Annotated in this window: 15 protein-coding genes; all 15 read right to left on the bottom strand. The window is 54.3% G+C overall.

Translation table 11 applies throughout. From position 1 onward, the window contains the following. Positions 1 to 300 precede the first annotated feature (300 nt). On the bottom strand, positions 301 to 1683 hold the full coding sequence (locus tag ACI7RC_RS04525; protein ID WP_408107035.1) for an L-cystine transporter: 1383 nt from the start codon (positions 1681 to 1683) through the stop codon (positions 301 to 303). Positions 1684 to 1851: 168 nt separating this feature from the next. Next, positions 1852 to 2565, bottom strand: a complete 714-nt coding sequence (locus tag ACI7RC_RS04520) for a hypothetical protein (protein ID WP_408107034.1) — start codon at positions 2563 to 2565, stop codon at positions 1852 to 1854. An 85-nt stretch (positions 2566 to 2650) separates the two neighbouring features. Then, a complete protein-coding gene (gene hisIE / locus ACI7RC_RS04515) occupies positions 2651 to 3286 on the bottom strand; it encodes a bifunctional phosphoribosyl-AMP cyclohydrolase/phosphoribosyl-ATP diphosphatase HisIE (protein ID WP_408107033.1) in 636 nt (211 codons plus the stop codon). Next, on the bottom strand, positions 3283 to 4041 hold the full coding sequence (gene hisF, locus ACI7RC_RS04510) for an imidazole glycerol phosphate synthase subunit HisF (RefSeq protein ID WP_408107032.1): 759 nt from the start codon (positions 4039 to 4041) through the stop codon (positions 3283 to 3285). The genes hisIE and hisF overlap by 4 nt, the downstream gene beginning before the upstream one ends. Position 4042: 1 nt before the next feature. After that, positions 4043 to 4783: a 1-(5-phosphoribosyl)-5-[(5-phosphoribosylamino)methylideneamino]imidazole-4-carboxamide isomerase gene (gene hisA / locus ACI7RC_RS04505; RefSeq protein ID WP_408107031.1), complete on the bottom strand. Its 741-nt coding sequence runs from the start codon at positions 4781 to 4783 to the stop codon at positions 4043 to 4045. Next, on the bottom strand, positions 4780 to 5400 hold the full coding sequence (gene hisH, locus ACI7RC_RS04500; protein ID WP_408107030.1) for an imidazole glycerol phosphate synthase subunit HisH: 621 nt from the start codon (positions 5398 to 5400) through the stop codon (positions 4780 to 4782). The genes hisA and hisH overlap by 4 nt, the downstream gene beginning before the upstream one ends. Position 5401: 1 nt before the next feature. Further along, positions 5402 to 5989: an imidazoleglycerol-phosphate dehydratase HisB gene (gene hisB / locus ACI7RC_RS04495; protein WP_408107048.1), complete on the bottom strand. Its 588-nt coding sequence runs from the start codon at positions 5987 to 5989 to the stop codon at positions 5402 to 5404. Between the two features lie 50 nt (positions 5990 to 6039). Next, the gene (gene hisD, locus ACI7RC_RS04490; RefSeq protein ID WP_408107029.1) at positions 6040 to 7314 is read right to left on the bottom strand and encodes a histidinol dehydrogenase; all 1275 of its coding nucleotides are present in this window, start codon (positions 7312 to 7314) and stop codon (positions 6040 to 6042) included. Between the two features lie 18 nt (positions 7315 to 7332). After that, the gene (hisG, locus tag ACI7RC_RS04485; RefSeq protein WP_408107028.1) at positions 7333 to 7992 is read right to left on the bottom strand and encodes an ATP phosphoribosyltransferase; all 660 of its coding nucleotides are present in this window, start codon (positions 7990 to 7992) and stop codon (positions 7333 to 7335) included. Then, positions 7989 to 9170 (bottom strand): ATP phosphoribosyltransferase regulatory subunit, encoded by a 1182-nt coding sequence (locus ACI7RC_RS04480; RefSeq protein ID WP_408107027.1) that lies wholly within the window; start codon positions 9168 to 9170, stop codon positions 7989 to 7991. Before ACI7RC_RS04480 ends, hisG begins: the two co-directional genes overlap by 4 nt. Positions 9171 to 9306: 136 nt before the next feature. After that, the gene (locus ACI7RC_RS04475; protein ID WP_408107026.1) at positions 9307 to 9792 is read right to left on the bottom strand and encodes an acyltransferase; all 486 of its coding nucleotides are present in this window, start codon (positions 9790 to 9792) and stop codon (positions 9307 to 9309) included. 22 nt (positions 9793 to 9814) lie between these two features. Continuing rightward, positions 9815 to 10747, bottom strand: a complete 933-nt coding sequence (gene hprK / locus ACI7RC_RS04470; protein WP_408107025.1) for an HPr(Ser) kinase/phosphatase — start codon at positions 10745 to 10747, stop codon at positions 9815 to 9817. Between the two features lie 156 nt (positions 10748 to 10903). Further along, complete coding sequence (locus ACI7RC_RS04465; protein WP_408107047.1) at positions 10904 to 11050, bottom strand: phage holin family protein; 147 nt, start codon at positions 11048 to 11050, stop codon at positions 10904 to 10906. Between the two features lie 109 nt (positions 11051 to 11159). Further along, positions 11160 to 14027, bottom strand: a complete 2868-nt coding sequence (gene uvrA, locus ACI7RC_RS04460; RefSeq protein ID WP_408107024.1) for an excinuclease ABC subunit UvrA — start codon at positions 14025 to 14027, stop codon at positions 11160 to 11162. 16 nt (positions 14028 to 14043) lie between these two features. Next, complete coding sequence (uvrB, locus tag ACI7RC_RS04455) at positions 14044 to 16020, bottom strand: excinuclease ABC subunit UvrB (RefSeq protein WP_408107023.1); 1977 nt, start codon at positions 16018 to 16020, stop codon at positions 14044 to 14046. Positions 16021 to 16164 lie beyond the last annotated feature (144 nt).

The raw sequence follows: 16164 nt of genomic DNA, 5'->3' as shown, positions 1-16164 counted from the left end.
TACTCACTAAAACGCTTCGCTGTTCAGTTTTCAAAGAGCATTTTTGTCGAACGTTTTCTACTATACCACATTCGATTTCATAGAGTCAAGAGTTTTTTTGAAGCCGTTTCTCTTTTTCACTCTATCGATTTCGCCGCTCAGCAGCGACAATGAATAATCTATCACACTAACACATAGAAAGTCAATACTATTTTTCGCTATTTTTTTACCAACATTACCGCGGTAAATGAAAGAGCCTGCAGAAAAAGAATTCCCCTCCCAAACAGGAAGGGGATGGGTCCGTCCATGTTCACTCTCTATTTATGCTTCCGCGTGACTCTGCCCGGTTGAGACGATCGGATTGACATCCTTGGTGATGCGGCTCGTCAGAATCCCGGCAACCATGCTTCCGCTGACATTTAAAGCAGTCCGCCCCATGTCAATCAGCGGTTCGACGGATATGAGCAGAGCAACCAGCGCGATCGGCAGGTTCAATGTGGACAATACCAGCAGCGAAGCAAAAGTAGCGCCGCCGCCGACACCGGCTACACCAAACGAACTGATGGCAACTACTGCGATCAGGGTCAGGATGAATGAAGGCGTAAACGGATCGATTCCGACCGAAGGCGCCGCCATCACGGCCAGCATCGCCGGATAAATGCCGGCGCAGCCATTTTGACCAATGGAGACGCCAAACGTCCCGGCAAAGTTGGCAATCCCTTCAGGAACACCCAACTCGTCTGTTTGAGTTTTCACTGTCAACGGCAAGGTACCCGCACTCGTTCTGGAAGTAAAAGCAAAGGAAAGTGCCGGAAATACCTTTCTTACGTAGAAGATGGGATTCATCTTTACAGCCGCAACCAACAGCAGGTGTACCACAAACATGAGCAGCAGCGCGGCGTAAGAAGCAACGACAAAGGTGCCTAACTTCCAAATGGCCGCATAATCGCTCGTTGCCGCCACTTTTGTAATCAACGCCAGTACTCCGTACGGGGTCAAGCGCAAAATCAGCGTTACTACTCTCATAATAATCACGTAAAAGGTTTCCACGATCCCCGCAAAACGATCAGCCTGCTCGGGGTTTTTCCGCTTGACCCCGAGGTACGCAACTCCGAGAATGGCCGCAAAAATCACCACTGCAATAATCGATGTAGCTCTCGCCCCCGTGAAGTCAAGAAACGGATTGGCCGGGAGAAGTTCCAGGATCTTTTGTGGGAAAGTGAGCCCCTGTATATCGCCTAAACGCTGTTCCACCTGTTCGGCACGGGCTGCTTCTGCGTTGCCCTGTTCAATTTGGATCGTCTCCAGATGAAATACATAGGATGACCCGATCCCGATCACCGCGGCAATTGCCGTCGTCACGACCAAAGAACCGATGATCAGAGTACTGATCTTTCCCAGGTTTTGAGTCAATTTGACTTTTGTAAAGGCCGAAAGAATGGACAAAAAGACTAAGGGCGTCACGATCATCTGCAGCAGCTTCACATAGCCCTTCCCTACGATATTAAACCAGTCCATCGAGGTCTTCATCACATCTGAAGTCGCTCCGTAAATGAACTGCAGGGCGAGTCCAAAGACTATACCTGTACCTAAAGCAAGGAAAACCCGCTTTGAGAACGAGACATGCTTTTTTTGCAAAGAATAAAGGACATAAATAATTGCAGCCAAAACCGCAATGTTGACAATCGTCCATAGCGTTGTCATCGGAATCCCTCCCGTTTTCTCAAAAGAATTCTTCTCTGTATTGAAAGAGATATTCCAGTTATATTACCGCTATTCCGATATGTCAACATGGTTTTTAACTTACTGGCACCTCCAATGTTTTCCTTACGCTTACCGCCAAAGAAAAAAGGAGGTTTGCCCTCCTTCTTCTTATTGCTCATGTTCCTTGTGTTTATTCGCCGCGTACTTGAAATGAATTCGCTTGTCGATCTGCGTATTCAGCTTTTCCTTCCATTTCTCTGCCTTGCTTGGAGCCAACAGGCCGTTCGCGACCTTTTGGTTAATCCGATCCGTCATCATCGCATGCAGGGCCGCTTTCAGCTTATCCTGTGAGACATTTTGACTGCTGGCAATTTCCGCAAGCGATTTTCCCTGCTTCAGCTGATCTGTCAACTGAGCCGGTTCCATCTTCAGCGTCTCAGCCAATAGCTGCAGTCTTTTCTGCTTCCAACGCTTCCAATCGGACGGCTTTGTCGTTACTTTCATCTTAATTCCGGCTGCCTGCCTGCTCTTCATCTGTTCAGCGTCAGCTGCCGTAAGTTTCCCTTCCGATACGGCTTTATCGAGACGCTCTGCTCTTTCTTTTGCGATCGCGGCAACCAAATCGTCGACACTTACCTTTTTGGCAGCAGCAAACTCAGCCAATGATTGGTCCTTGTCCCGCAAAGCTTGCCTTAGAGTCGCTTCGTCAACATTTAGCAGCCGCTGAACAGCTGAAGACCCCATAATATCCAAACCATACGGTCGATCATGATGTTGGCGGCCGCCTTCTTTGGCATCTGCCATTTGTTGCGGAGCCCAGGCAAACAGCGAAAACGCCAACACCAATGAAGCCATTGCTTTCATCCATTTTTGCTCATTCAAAGAAAATCACCCACCCTTTTTTTACCATAGGATGCGCGATTTTCTCTGATACGATACATCATATTTCAAATTTGCACGCTGCAGCTTAGCGCCGATGCTTCAGCTCAGCCAGCACATCATCCAACGGGAGCTTTTGTTCCCGCAGCAGAACAAGCAGGTGAAAGAGCAGGTCAGCCGCTTCGTATTGCAGTTCGTCGTGGCTGCGGTTTTTTGCCGCAATAATCACTTCAGCGGCTTCTTCCCCCACCTTTTTCAAGATCTTATCTACGCCTTTTTCAAACAGATACGTACAATAAGAACCCTCCGGACGCTCTGCCTCCCTGGCGGCAATCAAGCTCTCCAGTTCATTCAAAATCGCAAAGCGATCCGGCTCTCCGAGGTTGTCCTGCGATTCCAGAGTGATGCCGGCGAAGCAGGAGTAAGTTTCGCGATGACACGCCGGACCATTTGGAATCACCTGAACCACCAGGGCATCCCCGTCACAATCGACACGCAACGAGACCACGCGCTGGGTGTTTCCTGAGGTAGCGCCTTTATGCCAAAGCTCCTGGCGGGACCGGCTCCAAAACCAGGTTTCACCGGTTTCTGCTGTTTTTTCCAAAGAAGTGCGGTTCATATAGGCAAGCGTCAGCACCTCTTTACTGACAGCATCCTGTACGACAACCGGGATGAGCCCGTCGGCATCAAAGCGCAAACTCTCCCAGGGAATAGCATTTTTCATGGCCGAACCACAACCCCTCTCTTGGCTAGATGAGCTTTTACGGAAGAAATGGACGTCTCCGCGTAGTGGAAAATAGAAGCGGCAAGGGCTGCGTCCGCCTTCCCGGCGGTTAAGACTTCAGCAAAGTGTTCTACACCCCCGGCTCCCCCGGAGGCGATCACCGGAATGCCGACTGCTTCAGAGACGGAGCGGGTCAATTCAATGCCGAATCCCTGCTTCTCTCCGTCGTGATCCATGCTGGTCAAAAGGATCTCTCCCGCTCCCAACGATTCAGCCTCTTTCGCCCAGTCAATGACATCCCGCCCAGTGGCGTTTCGGCCGCCGTGGGTGTAGACCTCCCATTTGCCTTCGCCGGTACGGCGGGCATCAATCGCGACGACAATACATTGAGACCCGAAGACCCTGGAACCCTCCCGAATCAACTCCGGCCGCAGCACGGCAGCCGTGTTAAGAGAGATCTTATCAGCGCCAGCCCGCAAAATTCGCTTCATATCGTCTACGCTGTTAATGCCGCCCCCGACCGTAAACGGAATCGTAATGTTGGCCGCCGTCTGTTCAATGACGTCTACCATCGTTTTGCGCCCTTCATGTGATGCGGATATATCGAGAAAAACCAGCTCGTCAGCCCGCTCTTCGCTGTATTTTTTTGCCAACTCCACCGGATCTCCGGCATCGCGCAGGCCGAGGAATTGGATCCCCTTGACGACTCGTCCATCTTTTACGTCCAGGCAAGGAATGATTCGTTTGGCTAACACGTCAGATCTCCTCCTCCTGCAACTGGCGTAGTGCGGCTGAAAGCTGAACGGCACCGGTGTAGAGAGCCTTCCCAACGATCGCGCCCGTTACCCCTTCAGCAGCAAACTGGGCCAGCGCCAGCAGATCTGCCGTTGTACTCACGCCGCCTGAGGCAATCACCTGTTTGCCCGTGGCCCTTGCCAGCCCGACGATCTCTTCCACATTCGGGCCGGTAAGTGTACCGTCCCGCGATATATCCGTATAGATGAAGGTCCCGGCACCCATGGCGGACAATTCCTTGGCGAGATCAACCGCCTTTAAATCCGTCGTCTCCAGCCAACCGCGGGTCGCGACATATCCCCGACGGCAGTCAAGGCCGATCGCAATCTGCTTTCCGTACAGACGCAGCGATTTTTCGACAAACCCTCGATTTTCAATGGCAGCTGTCCCCAGTATGATGCGGCTGACTCCGCCTTCTACATATCGGTAAATGTCTTTTTCGGTACGGATTCCGCCGCCAACCTGTACGGGAACATCTACTTCCTGGGCGATCGCCGACACCAGGTCGGCGTGAACAGGCTCTCCCGCCTTGGCTCCGTCCAGATCGACGAGGTGGAGCCATTTTGCCCCCTCAGCCACCCATTGCTTCGCTACTTCCAGCGGCGATTCTCCGTAGACTGTCTCCTGAGCGTAATCCCCCTGATACAGCCGGACGCATTTGCCCCCCCGTATATCGATTGCCGGGTAGATGGTAAAGCTCATAGCAAAACCCCCTCGCACTGCATGGCAAAGTTTTGAAGCAGACGCATGCCTGTATCCCCGCTTTTCTCGGGATGAAACTGCATACCGTAAATGTTGCCCTGTCCGACAATCGCAGTCACCTCATGCCCGTAATCGGTAACCGCCAACAAGTCGCCGGAATCGTCCACACAGACGTGATAGGAATGAACGAAATAGGCGTAATCTCCATCAGCAATGCCTTGCAAAAGCGGATGTTTCGGTGCCTTCAGCTGCAATTGGTTCCACCCCATATGAGGTATTTTCAGTTCGCCGCGAAATCGCACCGCCTTACCTGCCAAGAGCCCCAGCCCTTCATTGCTGCCATGCTCCTCGCTTGAATGAAACAACAGCTGCATGCCCAGGCAGATACCGAGCAGCGGTTTTCCGCTTTCGGCGTATCTGCCGATAGCCGACAGCAGCCTCAGTTCGCGAATGTTGTTCATCGCATCGGCGAACGCCCCCACTCCCGGAAGGATGAGCCCTCCATACTCGGCCAGTCTCTCGGGAGCCGATACAAATTGGTACGAACAGTTCAACCGCTCCAGGGCCTTCCCCAAACTGTACAGGTTGCCCATGCCATAATCGACGATCCCAATCACGCTACAGCATCCCCTTTGTCGACGGTACGCCTTTGACTCTGGGATCAAGCGAAACTGCCTCATCCAGAGCGCGTCCCAGCGCCTTAAAAATCGCCTCTATCATGTGGTGCGTGTTATGGCCGTAATGCAGGATCACGTGCAGGTTCATCCGCGCTTCGAGTGCCAATTTCCAGAGAAACTCGTGAACCAATTCGGTGGGAAACTGCCCGACTTGCGCCGACGGATACACAGCCCGGTACTCCAAGTGCGGACGATTGCTCAAATCGATGACGACCTGCGCCAGCGCATCGTCCATCGGGACGAAGGCATTTCCGTATCGCCTGATGCCTTTTTTGTCTCCTAATGCCTCCCGCAGCGCCTGCCCCAGGCAGATGCCGATATCCTCTACCGTATGATGGTAATCGATCTCGATATCGCCCTTAGCCCGTACGTCTAGATCAAACTTTCCATGGCGGGCGAACAAATCCAGCATGTGATTTAAAAACGGCACATCTGTCTGCAATTGGCTGCTGCCTTCCCCATCGATTGTAAAGGCCAGGGTGATGTCGGTCTCATTTGTTTTTCGGGATATGCTTGCGGTTCGCGTCATTTCTGCCATCTTGGTTCACTCCGTTATCTAAAATCTAATTTTCATACTTGTCATTTAAAATCAGATAACCGCTCCTGAATCGCCCGGGCGTGGGCGGTAAGCCCTTCCTGCTCGGCAAGTGCGACGATTTTTGCGCCGTTTGCCTTTAGATCCGCCTTGCTGTAGGAGATGACACTGGACTTTTTGATAAAGTCGTCTACAGACAGCGGGGAAGAAAATCGCGCTGTCCCGTTGGTCGGAAGGACGTGGTTGGTGCCGGCAAAGTAATCGCCGACCGGCTCCGAGCTGTACGGTCCGAGAAAAATGGCCCCGGCGTTTTCCACCTTGCCCAGTTGGCCAAAGGGATCGTCGATTAACAGTTCCAAATGCTCCGGAGCCAATCGATTGACGACCGCAAAGCCCTCCTCCAGATCACCCACGACACAGATCGCGCCATAGTCCCGCAATGCGGCCTCTGCAATCTCCCGGCGAGGGAGCAATGCCACCTGCCGCTCCAATTCCGCTGCCACCTGTTCTGCCAGCGGTCGCGAAGGGGTGACGAGCACAGCCGAGCTCATCGGATCGTGCTCGGCCTGGGACAGCAGATCGGCGGCGACATATCGCGGGTTGGCTGAATCATCGGCCAAGACGACGATCTCGCTTGGTCCAGCCACCATGTCGATATCGACCAGCCCAAATACTTCGCGTTTGGCCAAGGCGACGTAAATGTTGCCGGGACCGACGATTTTATCCACCGCAGGAATCGAGTTCGTCCCGTAAGTCAGTGCTCCAATCGCTTGGGCGCCGCCCACTTTGTAGATCTCTGTGACGCCGGCAATTCGCGCGGCGACGAGAATGGCCGGATTCACCTTGCCGTCTTTCCCCGGCGGGGATACCATGACGATCTCGCTTACCCCAGCTACACGTGCAGGGATCGCGTTCATCAGAACAGACGAAGGATACGCTGCCCGTCCTCCCGGGACGTATAGCCCCACTCGTTTGAGCGGGCGCACCAGTTGTCCCAGCAGAGTACCGCTCTCCTTGGTCGAAAACCACGACTGACGTACCTGCCGCTGATGGTATTCGGCGATATTGGCCGCTGCTTCCTGGAGTGCCTTAGCCACATCGGCGCTGACCAGCTGCTCCGCCTCCGCAAATTCTGCTTCACTCACGCGGAAATCGCGCAGCTCGACTTGATCAAACTCCTTTGTGTAGAAGCGGACTGCTTCATCTCCCTCTGCCTTAACCCCCTCGAGGATCTTACGCACTGCTGCCTGCTGTTCGCTCGTGCCGCTGTCTACGCTGCGGCGGGTGTCAAATTGACCGGAATCTACGATTTTCACCATGTTTTATCTCATCCCCACTTACATCACTGCTATATTATTCGTTGGAATTACTTGTAAAAACTTCTGGGCAATCTCATCTACCGCTTCGCTCTTCATCCGGTAACTGGCCCGGTTAGCGATAAGCCGCGTCGTGATATCGCAGATATGCTCCAATTCGATGAGGCCGTTTTCGCGCAAGGTCTGCCCGGTAGAGACGATGTCGACAATCCGGTCGGCCAGACCGATCAAAGGAGCCAGCTCGACTGACCCGTTCAGTTTGATTACTTCCACCTGCTGTCCCTGCTCGCGAAAATAACGGGAAGCGATCCGCGGGTATTTCGTCGCTACGCGGGGCGCCTCCGTCGGCTGCCAATCGGGGAGTCCGGCGACCATCATGCGGCAGCGGCCAATCAATAGATCGAGCAGCTCGTAGATATCGCGCTCTTCTTCCAGCAGCACATCTTTTCCTACGACCCCGACATCGGCTACACCGTACTCCACATAGGTCGGTACATCGGCCGGCTTCGCCAGGATAAATTCCAGTTCACTCTCTTCCACTGGAATGATGAGCTTGCGGGAATCTTGCAAATCAGCGGCCACCTTTACCCCCGCCTCCCGCAAAAACACCAGCGACTCTTCAAATATCCGCCCTTTCGGCATGGCTATCGTCAGCTTTTTTAGATTGATTGGCTGACTCATCCTCTCCCCTCCCTACCGTTGACATATACTACCTCATATCCTCGCTCCCGGCTCCACTCTTCAGCCGCCTCCTCGCTCGCACACAGGTGTGTGATCACGGTACGACCGGTTTTGCGCAGTTTCTGCGCTTCCAACAGCGCATCCTGACGACTGCTCGCCGGGTACAGAATGGCCAAGCGCTGCGATATCTCTCTCGGCCGAATTGATGTTACCTGCATCAGCCGATCCATTTTGATCGCAAAGCCGGTAGCCGGTGCGGGCCGGCCAAACTGAGCCAGCAGGTGATCGTAACGGCCGCCGGTTACCAGCGGAGATCCGAGATCGGCGGCATACCCTTCAAAAACAGCACCTGTGTAATAATTGAGACTGCTGACCAGATTGAAATCGAGCAGGAGGTGCTCCGTCACGCCATACGCTTCCAGCGCTTCCCACACAGAGAAAACCGTCTGGACGGCTTTGCGGGCCTTGCCGTTTACCGTCAGTTGACGCGCTTCCTCGATCTTCTCCTTCCCTCCGCGCAAATGCAGCAAGGCGTGCAGCCGGTGCCGCTCCGTATCTGTTATGTTCAACGACCCGGCCATTTGTCGATAGCCGACGTAATCCCGATCCTGTAAAAACTGCCAGAGGCGGTCCCGATCAGCCTGATCGGAAACGATCTCCTCCAGCAGTCCACTGGCAAAGTCCACATGCCCAATTGCGATTTTAAAGGCATTCACTTCTGCTGCTTGCAGACAAGATACCGCCAACGCGATCACTTCTGCATCGGCATCGCCTGACTCCGCGCCGATCAGCTCCACACCGGTCTGGAAAAATTCCGCATTTCGCCCGGCTTCCTTCTCCTGTGCCCGAAACACATTGGTTTGATAAAACAGCCGGATGGGCAAAGGCACATCCTTGTACAGCGAAGCGACAACCCTGGCAATCGGGGATGTCATGTCCGGACGCAGCACGACAGTGTGCCCCTGCTTATCCAACAGCTTGAACATGCGATTTTCCAATGTCGCACTTGCCGCTCCTACCGTGTCGTAATATTCCAGGGAGGGTGTGACAATTTCGTCGTATCCCCACTTTTCGATACAATGTCGGAGCGCCGATTCCAATTGGCGCTGTTTGATGAGCGACTCCGGCAAAATATCCCGCATTCCCAGCGGTTTTTCGAATACCAACGGCCTTGCCATAGCTTTTCCCTCCAAACGCTTTACTCTGCTAATAAACTAAAGTGAAAGGTTAGTTGAAATGTACCACTAAACAGGCAGTTGGTCAACGGTCAACCGAATTGTCAGACAATTGGAGACAAAAAAAAAGCGAATTGAATCAATCCGCTTCCCGAATGATTTGCATGGGATTTCCACCGACAAAAGCGCCTGGCGGGACGTTTTTGTGCACGACAGTACCGGCTGCGACAATCGCTCCATCGCCGATGACGACCCCTGGCAAAATCGTCGAGTTGGCGCCGACAAGCACCCTATCGCCGATTTTTACTTCGCCAAGGCGGTACTCGTCGACGAGGTACTCGTGAGCCAGTATCGTCGTGTTGTATCCGATTACGCAGTTGCTGCCGATTTTGATCAGCTCCGGAAACATGATATCCATCATGACCATTAACGCCACTGCCGTCTGTTCGCCTACCTCCATGCGCAGAAATGTCCGATACAGCCAGTTTTTCCAGGAAAGGAACGGACAATAACGGGCGATTTGGATGACGATAAAGTTCTTCATCACCTTCCAAAAACTAACAGTCCGATACAGCTGCCACAGCGGGTTTGCTCCGTTTACCGAATATCTGTTTGTCCGACGCATTGTCATTCCTGCTCCTTCGCTGTCATAAGTCTGGATCGGAATCCTCGATGGTATCTGTCAACCGTTTGGCAAAGTGCATGGCGGCATTATATCCCATCCGCTTCAGCCGATAGTTCATCGCCGCCACTTCAATGATGACGGCCAGATTTCGTCCGGGCCTTACCGGAACCGTGATCACCGGCAGTTCCGTGTCAATGATCTTCATTTTCTCTTCGTCCAGGCCAAGGCGTTCATACTGTTTGTCCTTCTCCCACAACTCCAGTTGAACCACCAGTGCAATGTTTTTCATATTGCGCACGGCACGGGCCCCGAACATCGTCATGACATTGATGATCCCCAGACCGCGGATCTCCAGCAAGTGCTGAATCAACTCAGGCGCCGTTCCTACCAGCTGCCCTTCCTGTGACTGGCTGATCTCAACGGCATCATCGGCTACCAGCCGGTGTCCGCGCTTCACCAGTTCCAAAGCGGTTTCGCTCTTGCCGATCCCGCTGGAACCGACGATCAGTACCCCGATGCCGTAAACATCGGTTAGCACACCGTGGATCGTAGTGGACTTCGCCAGCCGGTTCTCCAGGAAGTTGGTCAGCTTGCTGACCAGGCTGGTCGTGGCCAGCGGCGATAAGAGTACGGGAACGCTTTTTTCTTCGGATATTTCCAGAAGTTCCGGCATCGCCTGCTGATTGCGGGTCACGCATATGCAAGGGGTCTCGTCATCCATCAAGAACCGAAACCGCTCCAGCCGGTCTTCGCGGCTCAGTGTCTGCAAAAACTCCATCTCAGTCAGGCCAAACAGTTGAATCCGCTCAGCCGGATAGTACGAGTAGTAGCCGGCCAACTGCAAACCCGGACGGCTTAAATCGGTCACCGTGATTTCACGTCCAAGCCCTAGCTCTCCACTCAGCACTTTCATATGAAAATGTTCGACGACATGGCTTACATTTGTTTTACGCATGCTTCTCTCCTTTACGGCGAACACTTTTCGCGTCAACAGGCATTTCCTTTATTGTATCGGAGATGGACTGCCCGGAACAACCATCGCTGTCCATTTTCTTTCGTCCCGCTCACTCTTTGCTCACCGCGGCGTCGATCAGCCATCCCAACAGGCTGGTCAACGCAGCAGCATGATTGTGATCAGCCAGAGAGACTGTCCAACGATATCAAAACCGTTCACCATCCGAACGGTCAGGGCGAACGTGACAGCATTGACGACAAACCAGAAAAGTCCAAGTGTTATGATATTGAGCGGCAGTGTCAGGAGGACAAGGAACTTTTACAGTATGCAGCCGCCAGGAAGGGGAATAAGGCGGAACACCTTTACGTCCGCCTGTCTTCCTGAATCTATCTCACCAGATCAATCTGCCACTCTAGCCGGTTACGAGCTGCTCCATCCGCTGCTTGGTCCGCTGGCGGTCCCGCTCCAAGATCGGCGCCAAAAATTGACCGGTATAGGAGCCCTCTACCTGAATCACCTGCTCCGGGGTGCCTGTGGCAACGATCTGTCCGCCGCGGGTTCCTCCTTCAGGCCCCAAGTCGATCATATAATCGGCCGTTTTGATCACATCCAGGTTGTGTTCGATCACCAGCACTGTATCGCCGTTTTCCACCAGCCGCTGCAGCACCTTCAACAAACGGTCAATATCGTCCGTGTGCAGACCCGTCGTCGGTTCATCCAGAATGTACAGCGTACGGCCGTTGCTGCGCCGGTACAGCTCCGATGCCAGCTTCACCCGCTGTGCTTCTCCGCCGGACAGCGTCGTGGCCGGCTGACCCAGCTTCATGTAGCCGAGACCGACGTCAACGATGGTCTGCAGCTTGCGTTCGATCTTAGGGATATTGCGGAAAAACTCGAGGGCATCCTCGATCGTCATTTCCAGCACGTCGGAAATGCTCTTGCCCTTGTACTTCACTTCCAGCGTCTCACGGTTATACCGCCGCCCGTGACATACTTCACAAGGCACGTAGACGTCAGGCAAAAAGTGCATTTCGATCTTGATAATCCCGTCGCCGCTGCACGCCTCGCAGCGCCCTCCCTTGATGTTGAAGCTGAAGCGGCCCTTCTTGTAGCCGCGCACCTTCGCTTCGTTGGTCTGGGCGAACAAGTCGCGAATATCGTCGAACACGCCAGTGTACGTAGCCGGGTTGGAACGAGGGGTCCGTCCGATCGGAGACTGGTCGATATCGATCACCTTGTCCAAGTGCTCCAAACCGGTGATGCGCCGGTAAGCCCCCGGCTTCGTCTTTGCCCGGTTCAACTCACGGGCCAAGGTCTTGTGCAGGATTTCATTGACAAGCGTACTCTTGCCAGAGCCGGAGACACCCGTAACGGCTACAAACACCCCGAGCGGGATCTTCACGTTGATGTTCTTCAAGTTGTTTTCCTTGGCGCCCTCGATGGCTACCCACTTGCCGTTCGGCTGACGCCGCTCCGCCGGAACCGCGATAAACTTGCGGCCGCTCAAATAAGCGCCTGTCAAGGAAGCTGGGTTCTGCATCACTTCCTCCGGCGTGCCGGCCGCGACAACCTGTCCACCGTGAATCCCTGCACCCGGACCAATGTCGATGATGTAATCGCAGGCCATCATCGTATCCTCGTCGTGCTCAACGACGATCAGGGTATTGCCGAGGCTGGTCATGTGTTCCAGCGTCTTGATCAACCGGCTGTTGTCCCGCTGGTGAAGCCCGATGCTCGGTTCATCCAAAATATACAGGACGCCCATTAGACTGGAGCCGATCTGAGTCGCCAGCCGAATCCGCTGCGCCTCCCCGCCGGAAAGCGTGCCGGCTGCCCGGCTGAGCGTCAAGTAATCCAGGCCGACGTCGATGAGAAAACGCAGCCGCGCTTTCACTTCTTTCAGGACCTGATTGGCAATCTTCGCGTCTTTTTCACTTAACTGCAGCTCATCTGCAAACTGATAGGCTTCGACAATCGATAAATCAGTCAGCTGCGAGATGTTCCGCTCGCCGACCAACACAGCCAGACTCTCCTGGCGCAGGCGCTGCCCTTTGCAGACCGGGCAAGGCTTTTGCCCCATGAAACCCTCGATCATCTCGCGAATGTAGTCAGAGCTCGTCTCTACGTGGCGACGCTGCAAATTGGGGATGACTCCCTCAAAAGGCACGACCGCCTCCCGCACTTGTCCAAATTCATTCTCATAGCGGAAGTGGATCTTCTCCGCTCTGTTTCCGTACAATACGATCTTCAACTGCTCTTCCGGCAGCTCTTCCACTTTCACGTCCATCGGAATTCCAAAGTGACGGCAGGCCGAAGCCAAGAGCTGTTGGTAGTAACTGGAGGATTTCGGTTCCCAGGCTTCAATCGCTCCCTCTTCCAGGGTCTTGGTAAGGTCGGGGATGACCAGATCGGGGTCGACCTCCAATTTGACTCCCAGGCCGTCACATTCCGGACATGCTCCGAACGGGCTGTTGAACGAGAAGATGCGCGGTTCCAGTTCGCCAATCGAAAATCCGCAGATCGGACAGGCATGCTTCTCGCTGAACAACAGCTCTTCCTGATCGATCACGTCCACGATGACTTTGCCGTCAGCCAGCCGCAGGGCCGTCTCCAGGGAGTCAGCCAGCCGCGTCTGAACGTCCGGCTTCACGACGATCCGGTCGATGACGACTTCAATCGAGTGCTTTTTGTTCTTTTCCAGCTTGATCTCTTCCGACAAGTCGCGAACCTCGCCATCGACGCGGACACGCACATAGCCCTGCTTGCGAATATCATCCAGCAGCTTGACGTGTTCCCCTTTGCGCCCCTGTACGAGCGGCGCCAGGATCTGAATGCGGGTTCGTTCCGGATACTCCAGCACGCGGTCCACCATCTGTTCAATGGTCTGCGACGTGATCTCGATCCCGTGTTCCGGACAGATCGGCTTGCCGATCCGGGCGTAGAGCAGCCGCAGGTAGTCGTAGATTTCGGTCACCGTGCCGACAGTGGATCGCGGATTGCGGCTGGTCGTCTTCTGATCGATGGAGATCGCGGGCGACAGCCCCTCGATCGAATCCACGTCAGGTTTATCCATCTGACCGAGGAACTGCCGGGCGTATGCGGAGAGGGACTCTACATAACGCCGCTGCCCCTCAGCGTATATCGTGTCAAAGGCGAGGGACGACTTCCCTGAGCCGGAAAGGCCAGTCAGTACGACAAACTTGTCGCGCGGAATCACTACGTCGATATTTTTCAGATTGTGGGCCCTTGCGCCTTTGACGATGATTTGTTCAAGCGGCATGTCTCTTTTCCACTCCTTATCCTTCGGCTTTCAGCTCAAGAATCAGGTCACGCAGCTCTGCCGCCCGTTCGAACAACAGATTGCGCGCCGCTTCCTTCATCTCTTCTTCCATTCGCTCGATTACCTGCTGGCGGTCTTTTTTCGACAGCTTCTTGAATTCGGCGTGCGGCAGGTAATCGGCCTTTTCCTCGGCGACCCGGGTGGCCTCGATCACGTCGCGAACCGCCTTTTTCACCGTTTGCGGCGTGATGCCATGCTGCTCATTATACGCCAACTGGATGCTGCGGCGCCGCTCGGTCTCGCGGATCGCAGCGGCCATCGAATCCGTCATGCGGTCGGCGTACATGATGACCCTGCCTTCCGCATTGCGGGCAGCGCGGCCAATCGTCTGGATCAAGGAGCGCTCGTTGCGCAGGAAGCCTTCCTTGTCCGCATCCAGGATCGCCACCAGTGACACCTCCGGCAGGTCGAGACCCTCGCGCAGAAGGTTGATCCCAATCAACACGTCAAATTCGCCGAGCCGAAGGGAGCGCAGGATCTGCATTCTCTCGATCGTCTTGATATCGGAGTGCAGATAGCGAACCTTGATCCCGATCTCCTTCAGGTAGTCGGTCAAATCCTCTGCCATCTTTTTCGTCAGCGTGGTCACAAGCACGCGCTCGTCTTTGGCGATCGTAGCTTGTATCTCGCCGATCAGATCGTCAATCTGCCCCTTGATCGGCCGAACGTCAATCGTTGGGTCCACAAGGCCGGTGGGACGAATGACTTGCTGCACGACTTCGGGACAGTGTTCCATCTCGTAGGGCCCGGGCGTTGCCGAAATGTAAATCGTCTGATGAATCTTCTGCTCAAACTCGGAAAATTGCAGCGGGCGGTTGTCCCTCGCCGACGGAAGCCGGAACCCGTGCTCTACCAAGACGTCTTTGCGGGCCCTGTCGCCATTGTACATGCCCCGCACCTGCGGCAAGCTCATGTGAGACTCGTCGACAACCAGCAAAAAATCTTCCGGGAAGTAATCCAGCAGGGTGTACGGCGGATGTCCAGGCGGCAGTCCGGTCAAATGGCGCGAGTAGTTCTCAATCCCGGAACAAAAGCCCATCTCCATCATCATTTCGATGTCGTAGCGAGTGCGCTGCTCCAAGCGCTGCGCTTCCAACAGCTTGCCCTGGTCGCGCAGTTCCTTCAGCCGCTCTTCCAATTCCGCCTGAATCCCGGCAATCGCCAGTTTCATCTTCTCCTCGCGGGTGACATAGTGGGATGCCGGGAAAATAGCAACGTGCTCGCGAGTCCCGAGAATTTCCCCGGTCAGCACGTCGATCGAGGTAATCCGTTCGATTTCATCGCCAAAAAATTCGACCCGGATCGCCTGCTCGCTGTTGGATGCCGGGAAGATCTCCAGGACGTCGCCGCGTACCCGGAAGGTTCCGCGGACAAAATTGATGTCGTTGCGCGTGTACTGGATATCGACCAGCCGGTGCAGCACTTCTTCCCGGCTTTTCTCCATGCCGACGCGCAAAGAGAGCACCAGCTCGCGGTACTCCTCCGGTGAACCCAATCCGTAGATGCAGGATACGGAGGCGACGATGATCACATCCCGCCGCTCAAAAAGAGCGCTGGTAGCCGAGTGGCGCAGCTTGTCGATCTCTTCATTGACGCTGGAGTCCTTCTCGATGTACGTATCCGATTGCGGGATGTACGCCTCTGGTTGGTAGTAGTCGTAATAGCTGACGAAGTATTCCACCGCATTATGCGGAAAAAACTCTTTAAATTCCGCCGCCAACTGTGCAGCGAGTGTCTTGTTGTGGGCCAAGACCAGGGTCGGCTTGTTCACTTGCGCGATGACTTGTGCAATAGTAAAGGTCTTGCCCGTTCCGGTTGCCCCCAGCAGGGTCTGGTGCCGCTTCCCCGCCCGGACGCCAGACACCAACTCAGCAATCGCTGTCGGTTGGTCACCGGATGGCTGATATTCCGAAACTAATTGAAACTGCTCCATCCTGCCGCTCCTCCTTCTTTTTACACGAACAATTTTCTTTAACCTATCACTCATTATAGCACAAACATTCGAATTTTAAGCAGGAAATTCGAACAAACGTTTGTCTGTTCCCTTCCTGCCATTTTGCCGATAAAGAAAAGGAAA

It is taken from the genome of Brevibacillus sp. B_LB10_24, from assembly GCF_046036945.1.
Classification (GTDB): domain Bacteria; phylum Bacillota; class Bacilli; order Brevibacillales; family Brevibacillaceae; genus Brevibacillus_C.
The sequence above is the reverse complement of the archived record's forward strand: the minus strand, read 5'-3'. Positions and strand labels throughout refer to the sequence as shown.